Here is a 25,088-nt window from a genome sequence, read left to right on the forward strand (position 1 = left end):
GCTCAGCTCCCCTCGGTCTTCGCGGACTCGGCCGGGGCCTTGGCCTCGGCTCCCTGCTGCTGGGCGCCACCGGGAGCGGCACCGCCGCGACGACGCCGCTGCGGGCGCTCGCGACGCTGGCCGCCGCCACCGCCACCGCCGGCGGAACGCTGGGCGGCCTGGGCCGCCTCGCGCTCGGCGCGGGTCGCGGGAGCGTCACCCTTGTAGATCCACACCTTCACGCCGATGCGACCGAACGTCGTACGGGCCTCGAAGAAGCCGTAGTCGATGTCGGCGCGCAGCGTGTGCAGCGGGACCCGGCCCTCGCGGTAGAACTCCGAGCGGGACATCTCAGCCCCGCCCAGGCGTCCACCGCACTGGATACGGATGCCCTTGGCACCGCTCTTCATCGCGGTCTGCATCGCCTTGCGCATCGCGCGGCGGAACGCCACGCGGCTGCTCAGCTGCTCGGCGACGCCCTGGGCGACGAGCTGCGCGTCGATCTCGGGGTTCTTCACCTCGAAGACGTTCAGCTGGACCTGCTTGCCGGTCAGCTTCTCGAGATCCGTCCGGATGCGGTCGGCCTCCACGCCGCGGCGGCCGATGACGATGCCCGGCCGGGCGGTGTAGACGTCCACGCGAACACGGTCACGGGTGCGCTCGATCTCGACCTTGGAGATGCCCGCGCGCTCCATGCCACGGGTCAGCATCCGACGGATCGCCACGTCTTCCTTGACATAGTCCTTGTAGGACTTGTCCGCGTACCACCGACTCTTGAAGTCGGTGGTGATGCCGAGGCGGAACCCGTGCGGGTTTACCTTCTGCCCCACTATCGGGTCCTTTCCTTCGTCTTGGACGAGGCGCCCGAGTTCTCAGCGACCACCACAGTGATGTGGCTGGTGCGCTTGGTCACCCGGAAAGCGCGGCCGAAGCCTCGCGGACGAATGCGCTTGAGGGTCGGACCTTCGTCCACCCACGCGCCCTCGACCACCAGCGTCTCGCGGTCCAGCTTGTCATTGTGCTCAGCGTTGGCGATAGCACTGGCCAGTACCTTGCCAACAGGCTCGCTCGCCGACTGGGGCGCGAACCGGAGCACCGCCTGTGCCTCGTCAGCGGGCAACCCGCGAATAAGGTCCACCACCCGGCGGGCCTTCCGGGGCGTAACACGGACGAACCGTGCCTGTGCCCTCGTTCCCATCGCTTTTCCCTCGCTCACGGAAATTCATCCCCACTCACCGTGGAGAAATGGTTCTTACTCCTGCTGCAACCGCTAACGGCGGCTACGGCGGTCTTCCTTGACGTGGCTACGGAAAGTACGCGTGGGAGCGAACTCGCCGAGCTTGTGGCCGACCATCGACTCGGACACGAACACGGGGACGTGCTTGCGGCCATCGTGGACGGCGATCGTGTGACCGATCATCTCCGGGACGATCATGGACCGCCGGGACCACGTCTTGATGACGTTCTTGGTCCCCTTCTCGTTCTGGACTTCCACCTTCTTGATGAGGTGGTCGTCGACGAAGGGACCCTTCTTAAGGCTACGTGGCATCAGACGTGCTCCTTACCGCTTCTTCTTACCGCTACGCCGACGCCGCACGATCAGCTTGTCGCTGGCCTTGCCCTTGGTCCGGGTCCGGCCTTCCTTCTTGCCCCAGGGGCTGACCGGGTGGCGACCACCGGAGGTCTTGCCCTCACCACCACCGTGCGGGTGGTCGACCGGGTTCATGACCACACCGCGGACGGTCGGGCGCTTGCCCTTCCACCGCGAGCGGCCGGCCTTGCCCCAGTTGATGTTGGACTGCTCGGCGTTGCCGACCTGTCCAACGGTCGCGCGGCAGGTGATCTCCACCATGCGCATCTCGCCGGAGGGCATACGCAGCGTGGCGTACCGGCCCTCCTTGGCGAGCAGCTGGATCTGGGACCCGGCGGAACGGCCCAGCTTGGCGCCGCCGCCCGGCTTCAGCTCGACCGCGTGCACGAACGTACCCGTGGGGATGTTGCGCAGCGGGAGGCAGTTGCCCGGCTTGATGTCGGACTGCGGGCCGTTCTCGACCCGGTCCCCCTGCTTGAGGCCGGCGGGCGCCAGAATGTAGCGCTTCTCACCGTCCACGTAGTGCAGCAGGGCGATGCGAGCGGTGCGGTTGGGGTCGTACTCGATGTGAGCGACCTTGGCCGGAACGCCGTCCTTGTCGTGACGACGGAAGTCGATCACGCGGTAGGCGCGCTTGTGGCCGCCACCCTGGTGGCGGGCGGTGATCCGACCGTGGCCGTTTCGCCCACCCTTGGAGTGGAGCGGACGCACCAGGGACTTCTCCGGCTCGGAGCGCGTGATCTCGACGAAGTCGCTCACGCTCGAACCGCGACGACCCGGCGTCGTCGGCTTGTACTTACGAATGCCCATCTTCTTCGCGCATTCCTTTACGTATTGCTTGGTGTGTAGCGGTCAGACCCGAGAAAGGTCAGACACCGAAGATGTCGATCCGGTCGCCTTCGGCGACGCTGACGATCGCGCGCTTGGTGTCGGGACGCTTCCCGTAACCGAAGCGGGTGCGCTTGCGCTTGCCCTTGCGGTTGATCGTGTTCACCGAGGTGACCTTCACTTCGAAGATCTTCTCGATGGCGATCTTGATCTGCGTCTTGTTGGCGTCGGGGCGGACGATGAACGTGTACTTGTTCGAGTCCATGAGCCCGTAGCTCTTCTCGGAGATCACCGGCTCGACGATGATGTCGCGGTGGTCAGCGATCCTCACTGGTCGTCCTCCTCGGACTCAGCGGCCTTGGAGGTGCCGGCCGCGTGGGCCAGGAACTCGGCGTAGCCCGCCTCGGTGAAGACCACGTCGTCCGAGTACAGGACGTCGTAGGTGTTCACCTGGTCCGCGTCGAGGATGTGCACCTCGCCGAGGTTGCGCAGGGCGCGCCGGTTGTGCTCGTCCTCGCGGGCCAGGACGACCAGGACCTTGTCGGACTCGGTCACCTGACGCAGCGCCTTCAGAGCGGTCTGCGTGAGCTTGCCGACCGCGTCCTCGGCCACGAAGTGGCTGACGACGTGGATGCGGCCGTGGTTGGCCCGGTCGGTGAGGGCTCCGCGCAGGGCGGCGGCCTTCATCTTCTTCGGGGTCCGCTGGCTGTAGTCACGCGGCTGGGGACCGTGAACGGTTCCACCACCGGTGTACTGCGGGGCGCGGATCGAGCCCTGACGGGCCCGGCCGGTGCCCTTCTGGCGGTAGGGCTTCTTGCCACCGCCGCGGACTTCACCGCGGGTCTTGGTGGCGTGCGTGCCCTGGCGGCCGGCGGCCATCTGACCGTTCACGACCTGATGGATCAGCGGGATGCTGACCTTCTGGGCGAAGACGCTCTCCGGCAGCTCGACGCTGCCCTTGGCGCCGCCCTCGGGGTTCTTGACCTCGATCTGGGCCATGGCTTACTTGTCCCCCTTCACAGCGGTACGGACAAGCACCAGACCGCCGTTGGGACCGGGCACAGCACCCTTGACCAGGATGAGGCCCTTCTCCGCGTCGACGGAGTGCACGGTCAGGTTCTGGATGGTCTTGCGCACGTTGCCCATGCGCCCGGCCATCCGCATGCCCTTGAAAACGCGGCCGGGTGTGGCGCAGCCGCCGATGGAACCGGGCGAGCGGTGCTTGCGCTGCGTGCCGTGCGTGGCGGAGAGACCACGGAAACCGTGGCGCTTCATCACACCGGCGAAGCCCTTGCCCTTGCTCTTGCCCGTGACGTCGACCTTCTCGCCGATCTCGAAGCTGTCCGCGGTGACCTCCTGGCCGAGCGTGTACTCGGTGGCGTCGGTCGTGCGGACCTCGACGTAGTGGCGGCGCGGGGTCAACTCGTTCTTGCGCAGGTAGTCGCCGAGCGGCTTGTTGACCTTGCGCGGGTTGATCTGCCCGTAACCGATCTGGACAGCGGAGTATCCGTCGGTGTCGGGAGTCCGGATGCGGCTGACGACGCACGGACCGGCCTTCAGAACCGTCACGGGCACCATCTTGCCCGCGTCGTCGAAGACCTGGGTCATGCCGAGCTTCTCGCCCAGAACTCCCTTGATCTGCTTGGTGGCCATGTCTGTGCGTCCTTAAAGCTTGATCTCGATGTCAACGCCGGCCGGGAGGTCGAGTCGCATGAGCGAGTCGACTGTCTTCGGCGTGGGGTCGATGATGTCGATCAGCCGCTTGTGGGTGCGCATCTCGAAGTGCTCGCGCGAGTCCTTGTACTTGTGCGGCGATCGGATGACGCAGTAAACGTTCTTCTCCGTCGGCAGCGGCACCGGGCCCGCGACCTGTGCGCCAGTTCGCGTCACAGTCTCAACGATCTTGCGCGCCGAGCTGTCGATGACCTCGTGGTCATAGGCCTTTAGCCGAATGCGGATCTTCTGTCCCGCCATATGGCCTGTTCGTCCTTCGCTTCAGTGTCCGTAACGGTGTCCGGTCACAGACGCCCCAGGCCCGACGGAATCCGCCGTGTGCCGTGAGCCCCTATTTCCTTGAGAAACCGCAACAGGGCTTGCCCCTGCGGTGCGTCACCGTCACAGAGCCCGATGACGTCTTGAGTGTGTGGGGGCGGGCCGTGCGGGACACGGCCCGCCCACCACGCCGGGGCGGCTCCATGAGGAAGCCACCCCGGCTTGCGTACTACTTGATGATCTTCGTGACGCGACCGGCGCCCACGGTCCGGCCACCCTCGCGGATGGCGAACTTCAGACCCTCTTCCATCGCGACCGGCTGGATCAGCTGGACGGACATCTCGGTGTTGTCACCGGGCATGACCATCTCAGTGCCCTCCGGCAGCGTCACGACGCCGGTGACGTCCGTGGTGCGGAAGTAGAACTGGGGGCGGTAGTTGTTGAAGAACGGCGTGTGCCGGCCACCCTCGTCCTTGGACAGGATGACGACCTGGCCCTCGAACTCGGTGTGCGGGGTGGTCGTGCCGGGCTTGATGACGACCTGGCCGCGCTCGACGTCCTCGCGCTTGATGCCGCGCAGGAGCAGACCGACGTTGTCACCGGCCTGGCCCTGGTCGAGCAGCTTGCGGAACATCTCAACACCGGTGACGGTGGTGGTCTGCTTGTCTTCCTTGATACCGACGATGTCAACGGTCTCGTTGACGTTGACGATACCGCGCTCGATGCGGCCGGTGACGACGGTGCCGCGACCGGTGATCGAGAACACGTCCTCGATCGGCATGAGGAAGGGCTTCTCGGTGTCCCGCTCGGGCTCCGGGATGAAGCTGTCGACGGTGCCCATGAGCTCGAGCACCTTCTGGCCCCACTCGGCGTCGCCCTCGAGGGCCTTGAGCGCGGAGACCTTGGTGACCGGAACGTCGTCACCGGGGAACTCGTACTCGCTGAGCAGCTCGCGGACCTCGAGCTCGACGAGCTCGAAGATCTCCTCGTCGTCCACCATGTCGGCCTTGTTCAGGGCGACGACGATGGCGGGGACGCCGACCTGGCGGGCCAGGAGGACGTGCTCCTTGGTCTGCGGCATCGGACCGTCGGTCGCGGCGACGACCAGGATGGCGCCGTCCATCTGCGCCGCACCCGTGATCATGTTCTTCACGTAGTCGGCGTGACCGGGGCAGTCGACGTGGGCGTAGTGACGCGCCTCGGTCTGGTACTCGACGTGGGCGACGGAGATGGTGATACCGCGCTCGCGCTCCTCAGGAGCGTTGTCGATGTCCTCGAACGGGGTGAACGGGTTCAGCTCCGGGTACGCGTCGTGCAGCACCTTGGTGATGGCCGCGGTCAGCGTGGTCTTGCCGTGGTCAATGTGACCGATGGTGCCGATGTTGACGTGCGGCTTAGTCCGCTCGAACTTTTCCTTCGCCACTGGATGTCTCCTAGACGTACAGAGCTATCTGGTGTCCTGCCCCGCGTGGGCAGAACAGGACTGGTTACGTGTTCGCGACTACTCGCCGCGAACCTTCGCCACAATTTCTTGGGCGACAGCGGACGGAACCTCCGCGTAGGAGTCGAACACCATCGAGTAGTTGGCTCGACCCTGCGTACGGCTGCGCAGGTCACCCACGTAGCCGAACATTTCGGAGAGGGGCACCTGGGCCTTGACGACCCGGACGCCGGAACGCTCGTCCATGGACTGGATCTGTCCACGGCGGGAGTTCAGGTCGCCGATGACGTCACCCATGTACTCCTCAGGGGTGGTGACCTCGACCGCCATGACCGGCTCCAGCAGAGTCGGCTTCGCGAGCTTGACGGCCTCCTTGAAGGCCATCGAGCCGGCGGTCTTGAAGGCCATCTCGGAGGAGTCGACCTCGTGGTACTGGCCGTCCTGCAGCGTCACCTTGATGCCGACGAGCGGGTAGTGCGCGAGCACACCCAGCTCCGCGGCCTCCTGGGCTCCGGCGTCCACCGACGGGATGTACTCCCGCGGGATACGGCCACCGGTGACGGCGTTGACGAACTCGTAGCCCGAGGCGTCGCCTTCCTCGGTCTCGAGCGGCTCCAGGTCGATCTTGACCTTGGCGAACTGGCCCGACCCACCGGTCTGCTTCTTGTGGGTGTAGACGTAGCCTTCGACCTTCTTGCGAATGGTCTCGCGGTAGGCCACCTGGGGCTTACCGATGTTCGCCTCGACCTTGAACTCGTCGCGCATGCGGTTGACCAGCACCTCGAGGTGCAGTTCACCCATGCCGGAGATCACGGTCTGTCCGGTCTGCTCGTCCGAGGCCACCTGGAACGAGGGGTCCTCGTCCGCCAGGCGCTGGATCGCGATGCCCAGCTTCTCCTGGTCGCTCTTGGTCTTGGGCTCGATGGCCACCTCGATGACCGGAGCCGGGAACGTCATGGACTCCAGGACGATCGGCTGGGACGCGTCGCACAGCGTCTCACCGGTCGTGGTGTCCTTGAGACCCATGACCGCGACGATGTCGCCGGCGCCCGCCTCGGCGATCTCCTCACGCTTGTTCGAGTGCATGCGGTAGATCTTGCCGATGCGCTCCTTGCGGCCCTTGAGACTGTTCAGCACCTGGGTGCCGGTCTTGAGGACACCGGAGTAGATCCGCACGTAGGTGAGCTTGCCCAGGTGGGGGTCGCTCATGATCTTGAAGATCAGCGCGGACATCGGCTCGGCGTTGCTGGGCTTGCGGACCAGCTTCGTCTGCTCGGTCTCGTCCTTGGGGTCGTGACCTTCGACGGACTCGACGTCCAGGGGCGAGGGAAGGTAGGCGGTGACCGCGTCGAGCAGGGGCTGGACGCCCTTGTTCTTGAACGCCGTGCCGCAGACGATCGGGATCGCGGTGCCGGCGATGCACGCGCGGCGGATCGCCGGAACGAGCTGCTCCAGGGTGGGCTCCTGGCCCTCCAGGTACAGCTCCATGATCTCGTCGTCGGCCTCGGCCAGCGTCTCGATGAACTGGTCGCGCGCCTCGCGGGCGGCTTCCACGTGGGTCTCGGGGATGTCGACGGTGTCGTACATCTCGCCGAGCGCGGCCTCGTCGTTCCAGATGTAGGCGACCATCCGGACGAGGTCGATCACGCCCTTGAAGTCGCTCTCAGCACCGATGGGGAGCTGGATCGGCATCGCGTTCGCGCCGAGGCGCTCACGGAACATGTCGACGCAGCGCTGGAACTCCGCGCCGATCTTGTCCATCTTGTTGACGAAACAGATACGCGGAACGCCGTACCGGTCAGCCTGGCGCCAGACCTGCTCGGACTGGGGCTCGACGCCTTCCTTGGCGTCGAACACCGCGACGGCACCGTCCAGAACACGCAGCGAGCGCTCGACCTCGATCGTGAAATCGACGTGGCCGGGCGTGTCGATGATGTTGATGGTGTGGTCGTCCCAGTGGGTGGTGGTAGCAGCCGAGGTAATGGTGATACCCCGCTCCTGCTCCTCCTTCATCCAGTCCATCGTGGCGGCGCCATCGTGGACCTCGCCCACCTTGTGGGTCACACCGGTGTAGTAGAGGATCCGCTCGGTGGTCGTGGTCTTGCCCGCGTCGATGTGGGCCATGATCCCGATGTTGCGGACCTTGGCCAGGTCAAGCTCAGTCTTAGCAGCCATGAGGCTCGTCTTCCCTAGGTCTCAAGGAATCGAATCGCCGCGGGGTTACCAGCGGTAGTGGGCGAAGGCCTTGTTCGACTCGGCCATCTTGTGCGTGTCTTCACGCTTCTTGACGGCCGCGCCGAGACCGTTGCTGGCGTCGACCAGCTCGTTCATCAGACGCTCGGTCATGGTCTTCTCACGACGCTTGCGCGAGTAGTCGACCAGCCAACGCAGAGCCAGCGTGGTGGAACGGGAGGCGCGAACCTCGACCGGCACCTGGTAGGTCGCGCCACCGACACGGCGGCTGCGGACCTCGAGCGCGGGCTTGACGTTGTCCAGGGCGCGCTTGAGAACAACGAGCGGGTCCTGTCCGGTCTTCTCGCGAGCACCCTCCAGGGCGTCGTAGACGACGCTCTGGGCGATGGAGCGCTTGCCGTCGAGCAGCACCTTGTTGATGAGTGCGGTGACGAGCGGCGAGCCGTAGACCGGGTCTGTGATGAGCTGGCGCTTCGGCGCCGGTCCCTTGCGCGGCATGCTTACTTCTCCTTCTTGGCGCCGTAGTGGCTACGTGCCTGCTTGCGGCCTCGGACGCCCTGGGTGTCGAGCGAACCGCGGACGATCCGGTAACGGACACCCGGCAGGTCCTTCACTCGGCCACCGCGCACGAGCACGATGGAGTGCTCCTGCAGGTTGTGACCGATGCCGGGGATGTAGGCCGTGACCTCGATGCCGCTGCTGAGCTTCACACGAGCGACCTTGCGCAGAGCGGAGTTCGGCTTCTTCGGCGTAGTGGTGTAGACACGCGTGCACACACCACGACGCTGCGGACTCCCCTTCAGCGCCGGGGTCTTGTTCTTTGCGACCTTGTCCTGTCGGCCCTTGCGGACCAGCTGCTGGATGGTGGGCACCGCGTCTCCGTCTTCCTCGTGACCTACGCCGGTTCTCTTAGCCGATATCGCTATTGACCTGCTGGATTTCCCGAACCTCCCCGACCCCCGATGTCGGGCGTGTCGCGCTTGTTCCCAAGCACGGCAAAGCCGATGACACCCGGCCGGAGGCCGATTTACGGGAGGGGGTTCACGCACGCGGCGCGCCCTGTGCCTACCCGGGAAGGCCTGAAGCCACTCCCGAGGAACGAAGGGTGCCGCACACATACGTGATGACCCGTCGACTCACGGGCACAATCACACAGGCTACCGCCTGCCGACTACGCGGTCAAAACGGTGTGCGACAGGGCGAGAACCGCGAAAGCAGTCCTCGCTCAGCCGTGGGTCACCCCTAGTCTACGCGCTTCGTGACTGCTTTCGTCCGTGGTTTTCGCGGAGCGGCGGCCCGGCCCGCCCGGATTCGCACTGGTATGCGTTGCGTCACTGCCGCGGGGACCCCCCGCGAGGGCACAGGCACCGCACCGTAGGAGATCCGGCGAAAGGCGCCCCGACCGGCGCGGGAGGCGCCGTGACGGAGGTCATGGGACCGGGCGGACGACGAGGGTCCGTGTCCGTGGGGGCGGGACCCCATGGACACGGACCCTCGTACGGACCTAGAGCAGGAAGAACACCAGAACGGAGACCACGGTCGCCAGGATGCCCACCACCGCGAACACGGTTCCGGTGGTGATGAGGCCGAGGCCGTCGAGCTGGCCGTGCGACCCGCGGATCGCGCGCTTGGCCTTGGGGCCGGTGACGAACAGCGCGAGCACGGCCGTGACCAGACCGATGCCGGGCAGCAACGAGGCGAGGCCCAGCCACAGGGTGAGCATCGCCCCCCGCTCGGTGTCCGCGAGGTACTCGATGCTGTCGTAGCCCGGGTAGGCGTCGCCGGCCTCGCCCCCGAGGGGGCGGTCGCCGAATCCGGGGAAGTCGTCGGCGATCGGGTCCTTGCGGCGCTTCCTCGGCTCGGACCGCGCGGGCATGCCGTAGTCCGCGGGAGTGAAGCCGTCGTCGTACTCGGACTCCTCCTGCCAGTCCTGCGGCGCCACGTCCGACGGTGTCCCCTGCGCCACGGGCTCGTCGTACCCGTCCCGGTCGTCCTCGGCGTAGGCGTCGAACATCTGCGTCGCGCCGCCGTCCCGCGGACCGTCGTAGACCGGTTCGCCGTGGCGGGGAGCGTCGTAGTCGGGATCGTCGTACTCGGGGCCGTCGTAGCCCGCGTCGCCATAGCCGGGGGCGTCGTACGCGGGAGCGTCGAACATCTGCGTCGCGCCCTCGTCGTACCGGGCCGCCGGCTCGTCGTACCCGTGCGCGCCCGGCTCCGGGGCCCTCGACTGCATGTCGGCGATGGCGGCCAGCGGGTCGGCCGGGGCCTCGGGCTCACCGCCCCAGTCCTGGTACTCCGGACCGGTCGCCGCCTCGCGGCGGCGCTGCTCGGCCTCGCGCACGACGTCGGGCAGCCGCAGGTCGTCCCGGTCGAAGGCCCAGGTGTTGCCGCTGGCGGCCGGGCCGGGGGCCGGTGCTTCGGACGAGAGTTCGTCGGCGTACTGGTCGCCGGTCCAGGGCTCGGGATCGGCCGACGGCGCCCAGGCGTCCTCGCCCTCCCGTGCGGGGGCCCAGGACTCCAGGCCCTCCGTGCCCTCGTCCCGCAGGTCCGACCGGCGCTCGTCCCCCCAGCTCCGCGAGCCGAGTTCGTCGTGGTCCCAGTCCCGCCCGCCACGGAGGTCGTCGCCCGCGGGGACCGGGGTCCATCCGTCCGTGTGCTCCGGCTGCGCCGGGTTCCACGCGTCGTCGCCCGGGGACCGGTCCTGGTCCCACCCGGCCTCGGGCGAGACCGGACCGTCCAGGCTCGGGTCGGCGCCCACCGGCGCACCCCACGGGGCACCCGTGTCAGGACCGTCCAGACTGGGGTCGGCACCCATAGGCGCACCCCAAGGGGCATCGGCGTCGCGGGACGGGTTCGGGCTCCACTCGCCGGAGTCGTCCAGCGGACCCGGGCCGCGCGATCCCGCGTCCAGACCGGAACCGGCGGAATCCATGTTCAGGGTCGAGTCGTCCGGAGCGCCCCACGGCGCATCCGCACCAGGGTTCGCATCCGCCCCCGGAGCGCCCCAGTCCCCCCCGGCCTCGGTCGACGTACTCCACGGGGCACCGTCCGCCGGGCCGGCCGGGTTCCACGCGGCCGCATCGGAGTCGGCGGGGCCGTCCAGGCTCGGGTCAGCACCCATAGACGCACCCCACGGGGTTTCGTCCACGGGGCCACGCGAACCCGTGTCCAGGCCGGAGCCGGACGAGTCGTCCGGCGGACCCCACGGCGCGTCCGCACCACGAGCACCGTCCGCCCCCGGAGCAGCCCACGGGGCATCGTCCCCGGAGGAAGCCGGGCTCCACGCGTCGGCATCGTCCGACCGACCCCGCTCACGCGCACCCGCGTCCAGACCGGAACCAGCGGCGTCCATGTTCAGAGTCGAGCCGTCCGGAGCACCCCACGGGGACTCGGAGACGCCCGACTGGTCGGCTCCGCCCCACTGCGAGTCCGCACCAGGGGCCGCATCCGTCCCCGGAGCACCCCACGGGGCATCGGCGTCGCGGGACGGGTTCGGGCTCCACGCACCCGCGTCAGAACCGGCAGGGCCGTCCAGGCTCGGGTCAGCACCGATGGGTGCGCCCCACAAGGAGTCGGAGACGCCCGACTGGTCAGCTCCGCCCCACTGCGAGTCCGCACCAGGAGCCGCATCCGCCCCCGGAGCACCCCACGGGGCGTCAGCGTCCCGAGCCGCACTCGGGCTCCAGTCCCCCGCGGCCTCGGTCGACGCACCCCACGGGGCATCGTCCGCGGACCGCTCCGGGCTCCAAGCGCCGGCATCGTCCGACCGACCCCGCTCACGCGCACCCGCGTCCAGACCAGAACCGCCGGCATCCACGTTCAGGGTCGAGCCGTCCGGAGCACCCCACGGCGCATCCGCACCAGGAGCCGCATCCGCCCCCGGAGCACCCCACGGGGCGTCAGCGTCGCGAACCGCACTCGGGCTCCATGCGGCCGCGTCGGAAGCGGCGGGGCCGTCCAGGCTCGGGTCCGCGCCCACGGGCGTGTCCCACGGCGACTCTCCCGCCGCCGGGGCCCCCGGGGCACCCCACGGGGCATCCGCACCGGGAGCGCCATCCTGGGGCTCGTTCGGGGCGGCCCAGGGCGAACCGTCGTCGGTTCCCCGGGCCGGATTCGCGGGCGCGCCCTCCGGCGCGTCCCACGAGAAGTCTGTGTCCGCCGACGGATCCGAAGCGCCCCACGGGGCTCCGTCCCCGCCCGGCGCGGCGCTCTCGGCGCCGGGTTCCTCCTCGGGCCGGGCCCAGGAGTCGCGCCCCCACACCTCGTCGCCCGTCGAACCCGACTCCTCCGGCGGCAGCGGCACCTGGGCGCTCGCGGCGACACCGGGGAACCCCCGCTCCCCCGTGTCCTGGGCCGGGTCCTCGTCGTGCTCACCCGGCACCCGGGTCAGGGGCTGGAAGGCCGCCTGGCTCGCACCGGGGTAGGAGATGGAGTGCGTCGACGGCGGAGCCGCGGGCGGGGGGCCGCCGAGCGCCTCCGGGTACGGCTCCACCATGGGCGGGCGCGACGAGCTCAGCCCGGCGTAGCCCCCGCTGTCCGGGAAGACCGTCGCGTCGTCATTCTGCTCTTCGAGCGGGTCCTGGTACTCGGACTGCGTGCGGTAGCGGTTCTCCGTCGGCTTGAACCACGAATCCGCCGCACCGGAGCCCCGTCCGCCCCCGTTATCAGTCACTGTGTGCCTGCTCTCCAGCCGGCGCCGCAGCGCCCTCTCCCCGTCCACACCACCGTGTGCGGACCGACCACGACGAACGGCGGCGGCACCACCCCCAGCCGGGGGTGGCTGACCGCCGCCGTCAGTTCAGCCAATCGCTCTTACCTGTTGTAGGGACCGAAGTCGTACTCCTCCAGCGGGACGGCCTCGCCCGAGCCCTGCCCGAAGGTGTACTCGCTCGGCTCCTCGTACCCGGAGACCGAGTACATCGAAGCCTTCGCCTCCTCGGTCGGCTCCACCCGGATGTTGCGGTACTGGGGGATGCCCGTACCGGCCGGGATGAGCTTACCGATGATGACGTTCTCCTTGAGGCCCAGGAGCGGGTCGCTCTTACCGTGGATCGCGTTCTCGGTGAGCACCCGGGTCGTCTCCTGGAAGGAGGCCGCCGACAGCCACGACTCCGTGGCCAGCGACGCCTTGGTGATGCCGAGCAGGACCGGACGTCCGGCCGCGGGCTGACCGCCCTCGGAGACGACGCGGCGGTTGATCCGCTCGAACTTCGGCCGCTCCACCATCTCACCCGGCAGAAGCTCGGTGTCACCCGACTCCAGGATGTTCACCCGCTTGAGCATCTGGCGGACGATGATCTCGATGTGCTTGTCGTGGATGGACACACCCTGCGACTTGTACACCTCCTGGACCTCCGACACGAGGTGCTGCTGCACCGCGCGCGGGCCCTGGATACGGAGAACCTCGTGCGGGTTGATCGCACCCTGGATCAGCTGCTGGCCGACCGTGACGTGGTCGCCGTCACTGACGAGCAGCTGGGCACGCATCGGCACCGGGTAGGCGATCTCGTCCGTGCCGTCGTCGGGAATGACGACGATCTTACGGCTCTTCTCGGTGTCGTCGATCCGGATCCGGCCCTCCATCTCGGAGATCGGGGCCACACCCTTGGGGATGCGGGCCTCGAAGAGCTCCTGGACACGGGGCAGACCGTGGGTGATGTCCTGACCGGCCGAACCACCCATGTGGAAGGTCCGCATGGTCAGCTGGGTACCGGGCTCACCGATGGACTGGGCCGCGATGATGCCGATCGCCTCACCGACGTCCACCGGCTTGCCGGTGGCCATGGAGCGGCCGTAGCAGGTGGTGCACACACCGATCTTCGCCTCACAGGTCAGCGACGAGCGGATGCGCACCCGGGTCAGCCCGGCCGCCACCAGCTTGTCGATGTTCTGCTCGGAGGTGTCGCTCAGCGCGGGCAGCACCAGGTTGCCGTCGGCGTCCACGGTGTCCTCGGCCAGCGTGCGGCCGAAACCGGTGTTCTCGACGTTGTGCTTGCGCACCACGACTCCGGCGGCGTTCTTCTCGCCGACCTCGTGCCACAGCGACCGGTCGGTGCCGCAGTCGATCTCGCGGACGATGACGTCCTGCGCGACGTCCACCAGACGACGGGTCAGGTAACCCGAGTCGGCGGTACGCAGGGCGGTGTCGGCCAGACCCTTGCGCTGACCGTGCGTGGAGATGAAGTACTCCAGCACGGACAGGCCCTCACGGTAGGAGGACTTGATCGGACGCGGGATCGTCTCACCCTTGGTGTTGGAGACCAGACCACGGATACCGGCGATCTGACGCACCTGCATCGGGTTACCACGGGCGCCGGACTGGACCATCATCCACACCGGGTTGTCGGCGGGGAAGTTGTCCTCCATGTTCCGCGCGACCTCGGCGGTGGCCTGGGTCCACACCTCGGTGAGCTCCTGACGGCGCTCGTCGTCGGTGATGAGACCGCGGTCGAACTCCCGCTGGATCTTGTCGGCCTTGCGGTCGTATCCGGCGAGGATCTCGGCCTTCTGCGGCGGCGCGACGACGTCCTCGATGCCGATGGTCAGGCCGGACCGGGTGGCCCAGCGGTAGCCGGCGTCCTTGAGGGCGTCCAGGGTCGTGGCGACCTGCACCTTGGGGTAGCCCTCGGCCAGGTCGTTGACCAGGGTCGAGACCTGCTTCTTGCCGACCTGGAAGTTGACGTACGGGTAGTCGACCGGGGTGGCCTCGTTGAAGAGGTACCGCCCCAGGGTCGTCTCCAGGGTGTAGGGCTCGCCCTGCTCCCAGCCCTCCGGCGGCGTCCAGTCCTTCGGCGCCGGGGCACCGTCGGCGATCCGCAGGCGGATCTTCGCCTGCAGGTCCAGGGCGCCCAGGTCGTAGGCCATGATCGCCTCGGCCGGGGAGCGGAAGGCCCGCCCCTCGCCCGCGGCACCGGGCTTCTCCGTCGTCAGGTAGTACAGGCCGATGATCATGTCCTGGGTGGGCATGGTCACGGGCTTGCCGTCGGACGGCTTGAGGATGTTGTTCGTGGCCAGCATCAGCAGCCGCGCCTCGGCCTGGGCCTCGGCGGACAGCGGCAGGTGCACGGCCATCTGGTCACCGTCGAAGTCGGCGTTGAACGCCGTGCACACGAGCGGGTGGATCTGGATGGCCTTGCCCTCGACCAGCTGCGGCTCGAAGGCCTGGATGCCCAGGCGGTGCAGCGTCGGAGCACGGTTGAGCAGCACCGGGTGCTCGGTGATGACCTCTTCGAGGACGTCCCACACGACCGGACGGGACCGCTCCACCATGCGCTTGGCGCTCTTGATGTTCTGCGCGTGGTTCAGGTCGACCAGGCGCTTCATCACGAACGGCTTGAAGAGCTCCAGGGCCATCTGCTTGGGCAGACCGCACTGGTGCAGCTTCAGCTGCGGGCCGACGACGATGACCGAACGGCCGGAGTAGTCGACGCGCTTGCCGAGCAGGTTCTGACGGAACCGGCCCTGCTTGCCCTTGAGCATGTCGGACAGCGACTTGAGCGGACGGTTGCCCGGTCCGGTGACCGGACGGCCGCGGCGGCCGTTGTCGAACAGCGCGTCGACGGCCTCCTGCAGCATCCGCTTCTCGTTGTTGACGATGATCTCGGGCGCGCCGAGGTCCAGCAGCCGCTTGAGGCGGTTGTTCCGGTTGATCACCCGGCGGTACAGGTCGTTGAGGTCGGAGGTCGCGAAGCGGCCACCGTCCAGCTGCACCATCGGACGCAGGTCCGGCGGGATGACCGGGATGCAGTCGAGCACCATGCCCATGGGGCTGTTGGTGGTGTTGAGGAACGCCGAGACGACCTTGAGCCGCTTCAGGGCGCGGGCCTTCTTCTGGCCCTTGCCCGTGCGGATGGTCTCCCGGAGCTTCTCCGCCTCGGTGTCCAGCTCGAAGTTGGCGAGCCGGTCCTGGATGGCCTGAGCACCCATGCCGCCGCGGAAGTACTTCCCGAAGCGGTCCCGCATCTCGCGGTAGAGCATCTCGTCGCCCTCGAGGTCCTGGACCTTGAGGTTCTTGAAGCGGTTCCACACCTCGTCGAGGCGGTCGATCTCCCGCTGCGCGCGGTCGCGCAGCTGGCGCATCTCACGCTCGGCACCCTCGCGCACCTTGCGGCGCGCGTCACCCTTGGCGCCCTGCTCCTCCAGCTCGGCGAGGTCGGCCTCCAGCTTGCGGTGGCGCTCCTCGATGGTGGAGTCGCGGCGCTGCTCCAGGTGCTGCTTCTCGACCGAGATCCGCGCCTCCAGGGACTGGAGGTCGCGCTCACGGGCGTCGGTGTCCACCCACGTGACCATGTAGGCGGCGAAGTAGATGATCTTCTCGAGATCCTTCGGCGCCAGGTCCAGCAGGTAGCCCAGACGGGAGGGCACGCCCTTGAAGTACCAGATGTGCGTGACGGGAGCGGCCAGCTCGATGTGGCCCATCCGCTCACGGCGCACCTTGGCGCGGGTCACCTCGACGCCGCAGCGCTCACAGATGATGCCCTTGAAGCGGACGCGCTTGTACTTGCCGCAGTAGCACTCCCAGTCCCGGGTCGGACCGAAGATCTTCTCGCAGAAGAGTCCGTCCTTCTCGGGCTTCAGGGTGCGGTAGTTGATGGTCTCGGGCTTCTTGACCTCGCCGTGCGACCACTGGCGAATGTCGTCGGCCGTGGCCAGGCCGATGCGCAGCTCGTCGAAGAAGTTGACGTCGAGCACTTAATTCGTCCCCTGCTCTCGAAACATGCGGAAGTTAGACCTCTTCGACACTGCTCGGCTCGCGCCGACCCAGGTCGATTCCCAGTTCTTCCGCGGCGCGGAAGACGTCCTCGTCGCTGTCCCGCATCTCGATGGACATACCGTCACTGGACAGCACCTCCACGTTCAGACAGAGCGACTGCATCTCCTTGATGAGCACCTTGAAGGACTCAGGGATGCCCGGCTCGGGGATGTTCTCGCCCTTGACGATGGCCTCGTAGACCTTGACCCGGCCCACCACGTCGTCGGACTTGATGGTGAGCAGCTCCTGGAGGGCGTAGGCGGCGCCGTACGCCTCGAGGGCCCACACCTCCATCTCACCGAAGCGCTGACCGCCGAACTGCGCCTTACCGCCCAGCGGCTGCTGGGTGATCATGGAGTACGGGCCGGTGGAGCGCGCGTGGATCTTGTCGTCCACGAGGTGGTGGAGCTTCAGGATGTACTTGTAGCCGACGGAGATCGGCTCGGCGAACGGCTCACCGGTGCGGCCGTCGAACAGCAGCGCCTTGCCGTCCTCGTTGATGAGGCGGTTGCCGTCCTTGTTGGGACGCACCGACTGGATCAGGCCGGCCAGCTCGTCGCCGTGCAGGCCGTCGAACACCGGCGTGGCGACGCGGGAGTTCGGCTCGACCTCGGCGGCGCCGATCTCGTGCAGCGACTTCTGCCAGGCCTCCTCGGCCCCCTCGACCAACCAGCCGTTCTTGGCCAGCCACCCCAGGTGGACCTCCAGCACCTGTCCGACGTTCATCCGGCCGGGCACGCCCAGCGGGTTGAGGATGATGTCGACGGGCGTGCCGTCCTCCAGGAACGGCATGTCCTCCTGCGGCAGGATCTTGGAGATGACGCCCTTGTTGCCGTGACGGCCGGCGAGCTTGTCACCGTCGGTGATCTTGCGCTTCTGGGCCACGTAGACGCGGACCATCTCGTTGACGCCGGGCGCCAGCTCGTCGCCGTCCTCGCGGCTGAACACGCGGACACCGATGACCTTGCCGGTCTCGCCGTGCGGCACCTTCAGGGAGGTGTCACGGACCTCGCGGGCCTTCTCACCGAAGATGGCGCGCAGCAGGCGCTCCTCCGGGGTCAGCTCGGTCTCGCCCTTGGGCGTGACCTTGCCGACGAGGATGTCGCCGTCGACGACCTCGGCGCCGATGCGGATGATGCCCCGGTCGTCGAGGTCGGCCAGGACCTCCTCGCTGACGTTGGGGATCTCGCGGGTGATCTCCTCCGGGCCCAGCTTGGTGTCACGGGCGTCGACCTCGTGCTCCTCGATGTGGATCGAGGAGAGGACGTCGTCCTGCACCAGGCGCTGGGAGAGGATGATCGCGTCCTCGTAGTTGTGGCCCTCCCAGGACATGTACGCCACGAGGAGGTTCTTGCCCAGCGACATCTCGCCCTGGTCCGTGGACGGACCGTCGGCCAGGACCTGCTTGGCCTCGACCCGCATGCCCTCGGCGACGATGGGGCGCTGGTTGAAGCAGGTGCCTTGGTTGGAGCGCTGGAACTTGCCCATGCGGTACGTCTTGCGCGTGCCGTCGTCGGCCATCACGGTGACGTAGTCGGCGGTGACGTCCTCGACGACACCGGCCTTCTCGTTGAGGACGACCTCACCGGCGTCGGTGGCGGCGCGGTACTCCATGCCGGTGCCGACGAAGGGCGACTCGGCGCGCAGCAGCGGCACGGCCTGGCGCTGCATGTTGGAACCCATGAGCGCGCGGTTGGCGTCGTCGTGCTCCAGGAACGGGATCATGGCGGTGGCGACCGACACCATCTGGCGCGGCGACACGTCCATGTAGTCGACCTCGTCGGTGCTGACCTGCTCGAACTCGCCGCCCTTACGACGGACGAGCACGCCGGACTCGGCGAAGGTGCCGTCCGGGTTGGTCGGCGTGTTCGCCTGCGCGATGACGTAGAGGTCCTCCTCGTCCGCGGTGAGGTAGTCGACCTGGTCGGTGATGCGACCGTCGACGACCTTGCGGTAGGGGGTCTCCACGAAACCGAACGAGTTCACGCGGCCGTACCCGGCGAGCGAGCCGATCAGACCGATGTTCGGGCCCTCAGGGGTCTCGATCGGGCACATGCGGCCGTAGTGCGAGGGGTGCACGTCGCGGACCTCGAAGCCGGCGCGCTCACGGGACAGACCGCCCGGACCCAGCGCCGAGAGGCGGCGCTTGTGGGTCAGACCCGCGAGCGGGTTGGTCTGGTCCATGAACTGGGACAGCTGCGAGGTGCCGAAGAACTCCTTGATGGAGGCGACGACGGGACGGATGTTGATCAGGGTCTGCGGCGTGATCGCCTCGACGTCCTGGGTCGTCATCCGCTCGCGCACGACGCGCTCCATGCGGGCCAGGCCCAGGCGGACCTGGTTCTGGATCAGCTCGCCGACGGTGCGCAGGCGGCGGTTGCCGAAGTGGTCGATGTCGTCGGTCTCGATCGGACGGAGCCCGCGGACGGTCTCCTTCTCCACCTCGCCCGCGTGCAGGCGGACGATGTAGTCGATCGTGGCGACGATGTCCTCTTCGGTCAGCGTGCCCTGCGTGTAGTCGGCGTCGAGGCCGAGCTTCTTGTTGATCTTGTAGCGGCCGACCTTCGCCAGGTCGTAGCGCTTGGGGTTGAAGTACAGGTTCTCCAACAGCGCCTGGGCCGACTCCTTCGTGGGCGGCTCTCCCGGACGCAGCTTGCGGTAGATGTCCAGCAGGGCGTCGTCGGTACCGGCGGTCGGGTCCTTCTCCAGGGTGTTGCGGATCGACTCGTACTGGCCGAAGCGCTCCAGGATCTGGTCGGTCGTCCAGCCCAGCGCCTTGAGCAGGACGGTGACGCCCTGCTTGCGCTTGCGGTCGATGCGGACGCCGACGAAGTCCCGCTTGTCGACCTCGAACTCCAGCCAGGCACCCCGCGACGGGATGACCTTGCAGCCGAAGAGGTCCTTGTCCGAGGTCTTGTCGAGCGACTTGTCGAAGTACACGCCCGGGGAGCGGACCAGCTGGGACACGACGACGCGCTCGGTGCCGTTGATGATGAAGGTGCCCTTGACGGTCATGAGCGGGAAGTCGCCCATGAACACCGTCTGGCTCTTGATCTCACCGGTGTCGTTGTTGATGAACTCCGCCGTGACGAACATCGGGGCGGAGTAGGTCATGTCCTTGTCCTTGCACTCCTCTTCGGAGTACTTGGGCGGCTCGAACCGATGGTCGCGGAACGACAGCGACATCGTGCCCGAGAAGTCCTCGATAGGACTGATCTCCTCGAAGATCTCTTCGAGGCCGGACTGCTCCGGAACGTCCTTGCGGCCAGCGTTTCGGGCCGTCTCTACCCGGGTCTTCCACTTGTCGTTGCCCAGCAGCCAGTCGAACGACTCGGTCTGCAGAGCAAGCAGGTTCGGGACCTCGAGTGGTTCCTGAATACGGGCGAAAGAAACGCGGTGCGGACCAAGGGCGTCAGCGGAGGCGTTGCGCGAGGCTGCCAACAGGGGTCCTTCCGAAGGCTTGTGGCGGTTGAAGCGCGCACGCCAGACGATCCGTCACGAGAAGGACCGCCGCAACGCGGTTGAGACGGTCACATCGAGCGGGAACGGGCCTACCGTGTCCAGACGAAACGGGATGGGCGGCAGCCGTACTCCGACACAGGGATCACCAAAGGGCAGCGCAAAAGAGCAGTGTAGCCGAACACTACACCGCTGTCCACTCACGCTTCACAGCACCACTCACGACACCGGCAGGATCGCCCGCGAAGGGCGATCCGTCAAGCCCACCGGCCTCCGGATCTTCGCCGGAGGGCGGATTCGGACCCGCTCCGGAGCCTGTGGCCCCATGGCTGAGCGAACGCGCCTGCCCTGGCCCCCAGGGGGTTCGGGGAGCCGTCGGACACCCGGAAGGATTCCCCCGCCCCCAGCGGGTAAACACTCTCCCCGGGGCCCGTCAAGAAACCCGAGACGGGAGATTACCGCGTCCCACGGACCTTTCGCACGCGAGGGTGCCGACCTGCGGTTGCGACCGGCCCAGCATGCCACACGCGCCACAGGAGTGACACCGGACACGTCCGTGTTCGGGGCGCTTCATGCCGGGGCCTTCGTCGTCGCTACTGCCTGGCTCGCAAGCTCGCTGGCGGCAGAGACTCCTCCTGCAGGCACCGGCGCGCCCCTCACACCCCTGCTTGCCTTGGGCCTCCGCTCGTTCCTCGCTTTGGCCCGATCAACCCCCCTGTGGCCCCCGCGAGCACATCACTCAGGCCCACCCCCCCCCGGGGTTCACGTAGCCCCACATGTGCCCGCCCACCCCCAGTGGTCCCCATGAGCGGAACCGGTCACGCCCAACCCCCTGTGCCTCAGGGACAGCGGGTTGAAGCCGCACGAAACCGCCCACCTCGACCCCAGGGGGTGAGAGGCAGGCCGTTCAGCCAGGCAGTGTGCAGGGGGTTGGAGCCGCAGGAGACGGCCTACCCCGACCCCAGGGGGGGTAGAGGTAGGCCGTCGCGCATCGGGGACCGCTGGGGGGTTGGCTCGGGGCGCGCCAGTGTTCTGCAGGAGGAGACGGGGCCGCAGCGAGCCTGCGAGCAAGGCAAGTCGACGACGAAGAACACTGGCCTCCCAGCGCCCCGAGCACGGGCCAAAGCGAGGAACGAGCGGAGGCCCTCAAAAAACACAGCCCCAAAAAACACAGCGGCCGCCCCTCCCGCAGGAGGGACGGCCGCGTATACGCAGACCAGCGGGACTCTGGGCCCCGCGGAGGACTACTTGAGGGTGACGGTGGCGCCGGCGCCCTCGAGAGCGGCCTTGGCCTTCTCAGCGGCCTCCTTGTTGGCGCCCTCGAGCAGAGCCTTCGGAGCGTTGTCGACCAGGTCCTTGGCCTCCTTGAGGCCCAGGCTCGTGAGGCCACGGACCTCCTTGATGACCTGGATCTTCTTGTCACCGGCGGACTCGAGGATGACGTCGAACTCGCTCTGCTCCTCGGCGGCCTCGGCGGCGCCGCCACCGGCACCCGGGGCAGCGACGACGGCGGCCGGAGCGGCGGCGGTGACGTCGAACTTGTCCTCGAAGAGCTTCACGAACTCGGACAGCTCGAGAAGGGTCATCTCCTCGAACGCGGCCAGCAGGTCCTCGTTGCTGAGCTTCGCCATGATGCGATCTCTCTTTCTCTACAGACACGCGCACCCGACGGCGTCACGTGCGAGCCTTCGGCCGGGCACCGTCGCGGCGCCCGCCGTGGTTCAAAAGGTTTAAGCGGCTTCCTCGTTGCGCTTGTCCGCCAGAGCCTGCGCGAGACGCACAGTCTTGGACGGCAGCGCCTGGAAGACGGCGGCGGCCTGGCCCTGCTTGGCCTTGAGCGCACCGGCCATCTTCGAGAGGAGAACCTCGCGGGACTCCAGGTCGGCCAGCTTGGTGATGTCCTCGGCGCTCATCGACTTGCCGTCGATGACGCCGCCCTTGATCACCAGCGGCGAGTTCGACTTCGAGAAGTCACGCAGACCCTTGGCGGCCTCGACCACGTCACCGTGGACGAAGGCGATGGCGGACGGCCCCTCGAACAGGTCCTTGACCTGCTCCTCGAGACCCGCCTGGTTCGCCGCGATCTTGGTCAGCGTGTTCTTGACGATGCGAAAACGCGCGTTCTGGCCGAGGCTACGGCGCAGCTCGGTGAGCTGAGCCACACTGAGCCCCCGGTATTCGGTCAGCACGGCGCCGTTCGACTCACGGAACTCGTCCGTGAGTTCGGCGACCGCAGCTGCCTTGTCCGGCCTCGCCATGGGACTCCTTCCAACAGTGAACGCTGGTTGGTCCCCAAGGACTCACGCGATCGGCGTCAGCACGAGAAAGAGCCCCGAGCGCGAGGCGCACGGGGCACATCCGCGTTCGCTCGGGGCCTGCGCCCCGGGAACGGGAAAGCTTGAGTGACACCTGCGCGGGCGCCCATCGCGGATGGGTCCTTAGGTCACCCGTTCGGGTGACGACCAGCGGTCTTCGGCAAGAACCCAGCGTACCGGACGACGGGCGGGCTTCGCACACCGGAACCGGCGCCGGTGGATGAGTCGTGCCTCACCCCGTCGCGGAACCGGCGTCGTCGGCCGCACCCGTCGGCGCCCCCTTCGGTCGGGTTCGTCCCTCCCGCGTGCCACCATGTGACGGTACTGGGCCTCCCCGCTCTCCGATGTGCCCCTCCCCCGACACAAGAAAGCGAATCTCCCGTGAAGACCCTCAAGCCGGGCCTGGTCGCCGCCGGCTCCCTGACCCTCGCCCTCGCCCTCAGCGCCTGTGGCGCCCCTGAGGAGGAGGCGGCGGCCACTCCGTCCGACGCTCCCGCCGAGGAGGGCGGGAACGGCGGTACCGGCGTCCTGGACCTGCTCGGCGACCTCGCCTCGCGTACCGAGGCCGTCGACAACTACACCCTCGACATGGACATCACCTCGTCCGACCCGGAGCTCGGGGAGACGGAGATGACCATGACCTACGAGGTGATGGCCGACCCGCAGGCCGCGCAGGTCACCATGTACATGCCGGCCATGGGCGAGATGCTCGCCGGGCTCGCCGAGCTCGGCGGCCCGGGCGCGGGCCTGAGCGCCGAGGAGCTCAGCACCTCCATCCTCATCGTCCCGGCCGAGGGCGAGATGCTGGTGTCCAACCACAACGGCCTCCAGGAGGTCGACACCGCCTGGGCCCGCGGCACGGCGGGCGAGGGCCAGCAGCCCGCCTCCGAGAACATGTTCGACACCTCCAACCTTCCGAAGGTCGCCGGCGCGGTCGCGTCCATCGAGACGATCGAGGAGACCGGTACCGAGGAGATCGACGGGGTCTCGACCACCGTCCTGGAGGGGTCGTTCACGAGCGAGGAACTCGACGCGCTCGACGCCGAGCAGCGCAGCGCCCTGGACGAGCTCGTCGGCGGCGCCACCGGGGCCATGGACGTGGCCATCTGGATCAGCGACGACGGCTTCCCCATGCGCATGGACTTCAGCGACGAGGTCTCCTCGATCTCGATGGTCTACTCCCTGCTGGGCGAGACCTCCTTCGAGATGCCCGCCGAGGAAGAGATCACCGACCTCTAGCGGCTCCCTCGCCGGCACCGGCGTCCGCACGGTGCAACGACGACGGCCCCCGGATCCCGCACGGGATCCGGGGGCCGTTCGGCCTCGCGAAGACTACGCCTCGAGCGGGATGCTCGGGCCCATGGTCGTGGTGACCACGGCCTTCTTGATGTAGCGGCCCTTGGCGGCGGACGGCTTGAGGCGGTTCACCTCGTCGATCGCGGCCTGGTAGTTCTCCAGCAGCTTGCTCTCGTCGAAGGAGAGCTTGCCGATGATGAAGTGCAGGTTCCCGTGGCGGTCGACGCGGAACTCGATCTTGCCGCCCTTGATCTCGGTGACGGCCTTGGCGACGTCCGGGGTGACGGTGCCCGTCTTGGGGTTGGGCATGAGGCCACGCGGACCGAGCACGCGGCCGAGGCGGCCGACCTTGCCCATGAGGTCCGGGGTGGCCACCACGGCGTCGAAGTCGAGGAAACCGTTGAGGATCTCCTGGACGAGGTCGTCGTCACCGACGTAGTCCGCTCCGGCGGCGCGAGCCTGCTCCGCACGGTCACCGGTCGCGAAGACCAGGACCCGGGCGGTCTTACCGGTGCCGTTGGGCAGGTTCACGGTGCCGCGGACCATCTGGTCGGCCTTGCGCGGGTCGACGCCCAGGCGCAGGGCGACCTCGACGGTCGGGTCGAACTTGACGGTGGAGGTGTCCTTGGCGAGCTTCACGGCCTCGGCGGGGCTGTAGAGCTTGTCACGGTCCACCAGCTCGCTGGCTTTGCGGTGGTTCTTGCTGCGCTTCACGCTGTTCTCCTTGAGGGAACGTGTGGTCGGTGGGCCAGCGCCTGGCCCTGCCACGGTGGTTCTGTTTCGTCGAGCGCCCCGGTGGGGGACTACTTGACCTCGATGCCCATCGAGCGGGCGGTACCGGCGACGATCTTGGCGGCGGCCTCGATGTCGGTGGTGTTGAGGTCGGGCAGCTTGGTCTGCGCGATCTCGCGGACCTGCTCGGCGGTGATGGAACCGGCCGTGCCGCGCCCCGGAGTGGTGGCGGCCTTGTCCAGACCGGCCGCCTTCAGGATCAGCTTGGGCGCCGGAGGCGTCTTGGTGACGAAGCTGAAGGAACGGTCCTCGTAGATGGAGATCTCTACGGGGATGACGTTGCCGCGCTGGGCTTCCGTGGCAGCGTTGTACTGCTTGCAGAAGTCCATGATGTTGACGCCGTGCGGACCGAGAGCGGTACCGACGGGCGGCGCCGGGGTCGCCTGACCGGCGGGGAGCTGCACCTTGACGAGTGCGGCCAGTTTCTTCTTCGGAGGCATATCGGGTCCT

20 protein-coding genes are annotated in these 25,088 nt (G+C 67.8%); 1 reads left to right on the forward strand and 19 read right to left on the reverse strand.

Annotated elements, in window-relative coordinates; genetic code table 11:
- Positions 1-2 precede the first annotated feature (2 nt).
- The 17 genes from rpsC to rplJ form a co-directional block, all read right to left on the reverse strand.
- A complete protein-coding gene (gene rpsC, locus HNR10_RS11535; protein ID WP_179823061.1) occupies positions 3-809 on the reverse strand; it encodes a 30S ribosomal protein S3 in 807 nt (268 codons plus the stop codon).
- A complete protein-coding gene (rplV, locus tag HNR10_RS11540) occupies positions 809-1,177 on the reverse strand; it encodes a 50S ribosomal protein L22 (protein ID WP_179829677.1) in 369 nt (122 codons plus the stop codon). The genes rpsC and rplV overlap by 1 nt, the downstream gene beginning before the upstream one ends.
- A 72-nt stretch (positions 1,178-1,249) precedes the next feature.
- Positions 1,250-1,528, reverse strand: coding sequence for a 30S ribosomal protein S19 (rpsS, locus tag HNR10_RS11545; RefSeq protein WP_053616300.1), 279 nt, complete (start codon positions 1,526-1,528; stop codon positions 1,250-1,252).
- A 12-nt stretch (positions 1,529-1,540) separates the two neighbouring features.
- Positions 1,541-2,380, reverse strand: a complete 840-nt coding sequence (gene rplB / locus HNR10_RS11550; protein WP_053616299.1) for a 50S ribosomal protein L2 — start codon at positions 2,378-2,380, stop codon at positions 1,541-1,543.
- 58 nt (positions 2,381-2,438) lie between these two features.
- A complete protein-coding gene (gene rplW / locus HNR10_RS11555; protein WP_053616298.1) occupies positions 2,439-2,729 on the reverse strand; it encodes a 50S ribosomal protein L23 in 291 nt (96 codons plus the stop codon).
- The gene (gene rplD, locus HNR10_RS11560; RefSeq protein WP_179823063.1) at positions 2,726-3,397 is read right to left on the reverse strand and encodes a 50S ribosomal protein L4; all 672 of its coding nucleotides are present in this window, start codon (positions 3,395-3,397) and stop codon (positions 2,726-2,728) included. Before rplD ends, rplW begins: the two co-directional genes overlap by 4 nt.
- Positions 3,398-3,400: 3 nt before the next feature.
- Complete coding sequence (gene rplC, locus HNR10_RS11565; protein WP_179823065.1) at positions 3,401-4,051, reverse strand: 50S ribosomal protein L3; 651 nt, start codon at positions 4,049-4,051, stop codon at positions 3,401-3,403.
- Between the two features lie 12 nt (positions 4,052-4,063).
- Positions 4,064-4,372 (reverse strand): 30S ribosomal protein S10, encoded by a 309-nt coding sequence (gene rpsJ / locus HNR10_RS11570; RefSeq protein ID WP_013156110.1) that lies wholly within the window; start codon positions 4,370-4,372, stop codon positions 4,064-4,066.
- Positions 4,373-4,619: 247 nt separating this feature from the next.
- Positions 4,620-5,813 (reverse strand): elongation factor Tu, encoded by a 1,194-nt coding sequence (tuf, locus tag HNR10_RS11575; protein ID WP_179823067.1) that lies wholly within the window; start codon positions 5,811-5,813, stop codon positions 4,620-4,622.
- A gap of 78 nt (positions 5,814-5,891) precedes the next feature.
- Positions 5,892-8,006 (reverse strand): elongation factor G, encoded by a 2,115-nt coding sequence (gene fusA / locus HNR10_RS11580; protein ID WP_179823068.1) that lies wholly within the window; start codon positions 8,004-8,006, stop codon positions 5,892-5,894.
- A gap of 45 nt (positions 8,007-8,051) precedes the next feature.
- Positions 8,052-8,522, reverse strand: coding sequence for a 30S ribosomal protein S7 (rpsG, locus tag HNR10_RS11585; RefSeq protein WP_053616293.1), 471 nt, complete (start codon positions 8,520-8,522; stop codon positions 8,052-8,054).
- 2 nt (positions 8,523-8,524) lie between these two features.
- Complete coding sequence (rpsL, locus tag HNR10_RS11590) at positions 8,525-8,896, reverse strand: 30S ribosomal protein S12 (RefSeq protein ID WP_014912437.1); 372 nt, start codon at positions 8,894-8,896, stop codon at positions 8,525-8,527.
- A gap of 632 nt (positions 8,897-9,528) precedes the next feature.
- The gene (locus tag HNR10_RS11595) at positions 9,529-10,782 is read right to left on the reverse strand and encodes a hypothetical protein (protein ID WP_179823070.1); all 1,254 of its coding nucleotides are present in this window, start codon (positions 10,780-10,782) and stop codon (positions 9,529-9,531) included.
- A gap of 2,054 nt (positions 10,783-12,836) precedes the next feature.
- On the reverse strand, positions 12,837-16,715 hold the full coding sequence (locus HNR10_RS11600) for a DNA-directed RNA polymerase subunit beta' (protein WP_179823072.1): 3,879 nt from the start codon (positions 16,713-16,715) through the stop codon (positions 12,837-12,839).
- 34 nt (positions 16,716-16,749) lie between these two features.
- The gene (gene rpoB / locus HNR10_RS11605; RefSeq protein ID WP_179823074.1) at positions 16,750-20,217 is read right to left on the reverse strand and encodes a DNA-directed RNA polymerase subunit beta; all 3,468 of its coding nucleotides are present in this window, start codon (positions 20,215-20,217) and stop codon (positions 16,750-16,752) included.
- 1,262 nt (positions 20,218-21,479) lie between these two features.
- Positions 21,480-21,866, reverse strand: a complete 387-nt coding sequence (gene rplL, locus HNR10_RS11610; RefSeq protein WP_179823076.1) for a 50S ribosomal protein L7/L12 — start codon at positions 21,864-21,866, stop codon at positions 21,480-21,482.
- Between the two features lie 99 nt (positions 21,867-21,965).
- A complete protein-coding gene (gene rplJ / locus HNR10_RS11615) occupies positions 21,966-22,493 on the reverse strand; it encodes a 50S ribosomal protein L10 (RefSeq protein WP_179823078.1) in 528 nt (175 codons plus the stop codon).
- Positions 22,494-22,931: 438 nt separating this feature from the next.
- On the opposite strand from rplJ, the gene HNR10_RS11620 reads away from it, so the two are divergent.
- Entirely contained in the window at positions 22,932-23,789 is an 858-nt protein-coding gene (locus HNR10_RS11620; RefSeq protein ID WP_179823080.1) for a hypothetical protein, read from the forward strand.
- 93 nt (positions 23,790-23,882) lie between these two features.
- On the opposite strand, the gene rplA is transcribed toward HNR10_RS11620, so the two are convergent.
- Positions 23,883-24,560 (reverse strand): 50S ribosomal protein L1, encoded by a 678-nt coding sequence (gene rplA, locus HNR10_RS11625; RefSeq protein WP_179823082.1) that lies wholly within the window; start codon positions 24,558-24,560, stop codon positions 23,883-23,885.
- An 89-nt stretch (positions 24,561-24,649) separates the two neighbouring features.
- Positions 24,650-25,078, reverse strand: a complete 429-nt coding sequence (gene rplK / locus HNR10_RS11630; RefSeq protein ID WP_179823084.1) for a 50S ribosomal protein L11 — start codon at positions 25,076-25,078, stop codon at positions 24,650-24,652.
- Between the last annotated feature and the right edge of the window lie 10 nt (positions 25,079-25,088).

Origin of the sequence: Nocardiopsis aegyptia, assembly GCF_013410755.1 — a bacterium.
GTDB lineage: Bacteria > Actinomycetota > Actinomycetes > Streptosporangiales > Streptosporangiaceae > Nocardiopsis > Nocardiopsis aegyptia.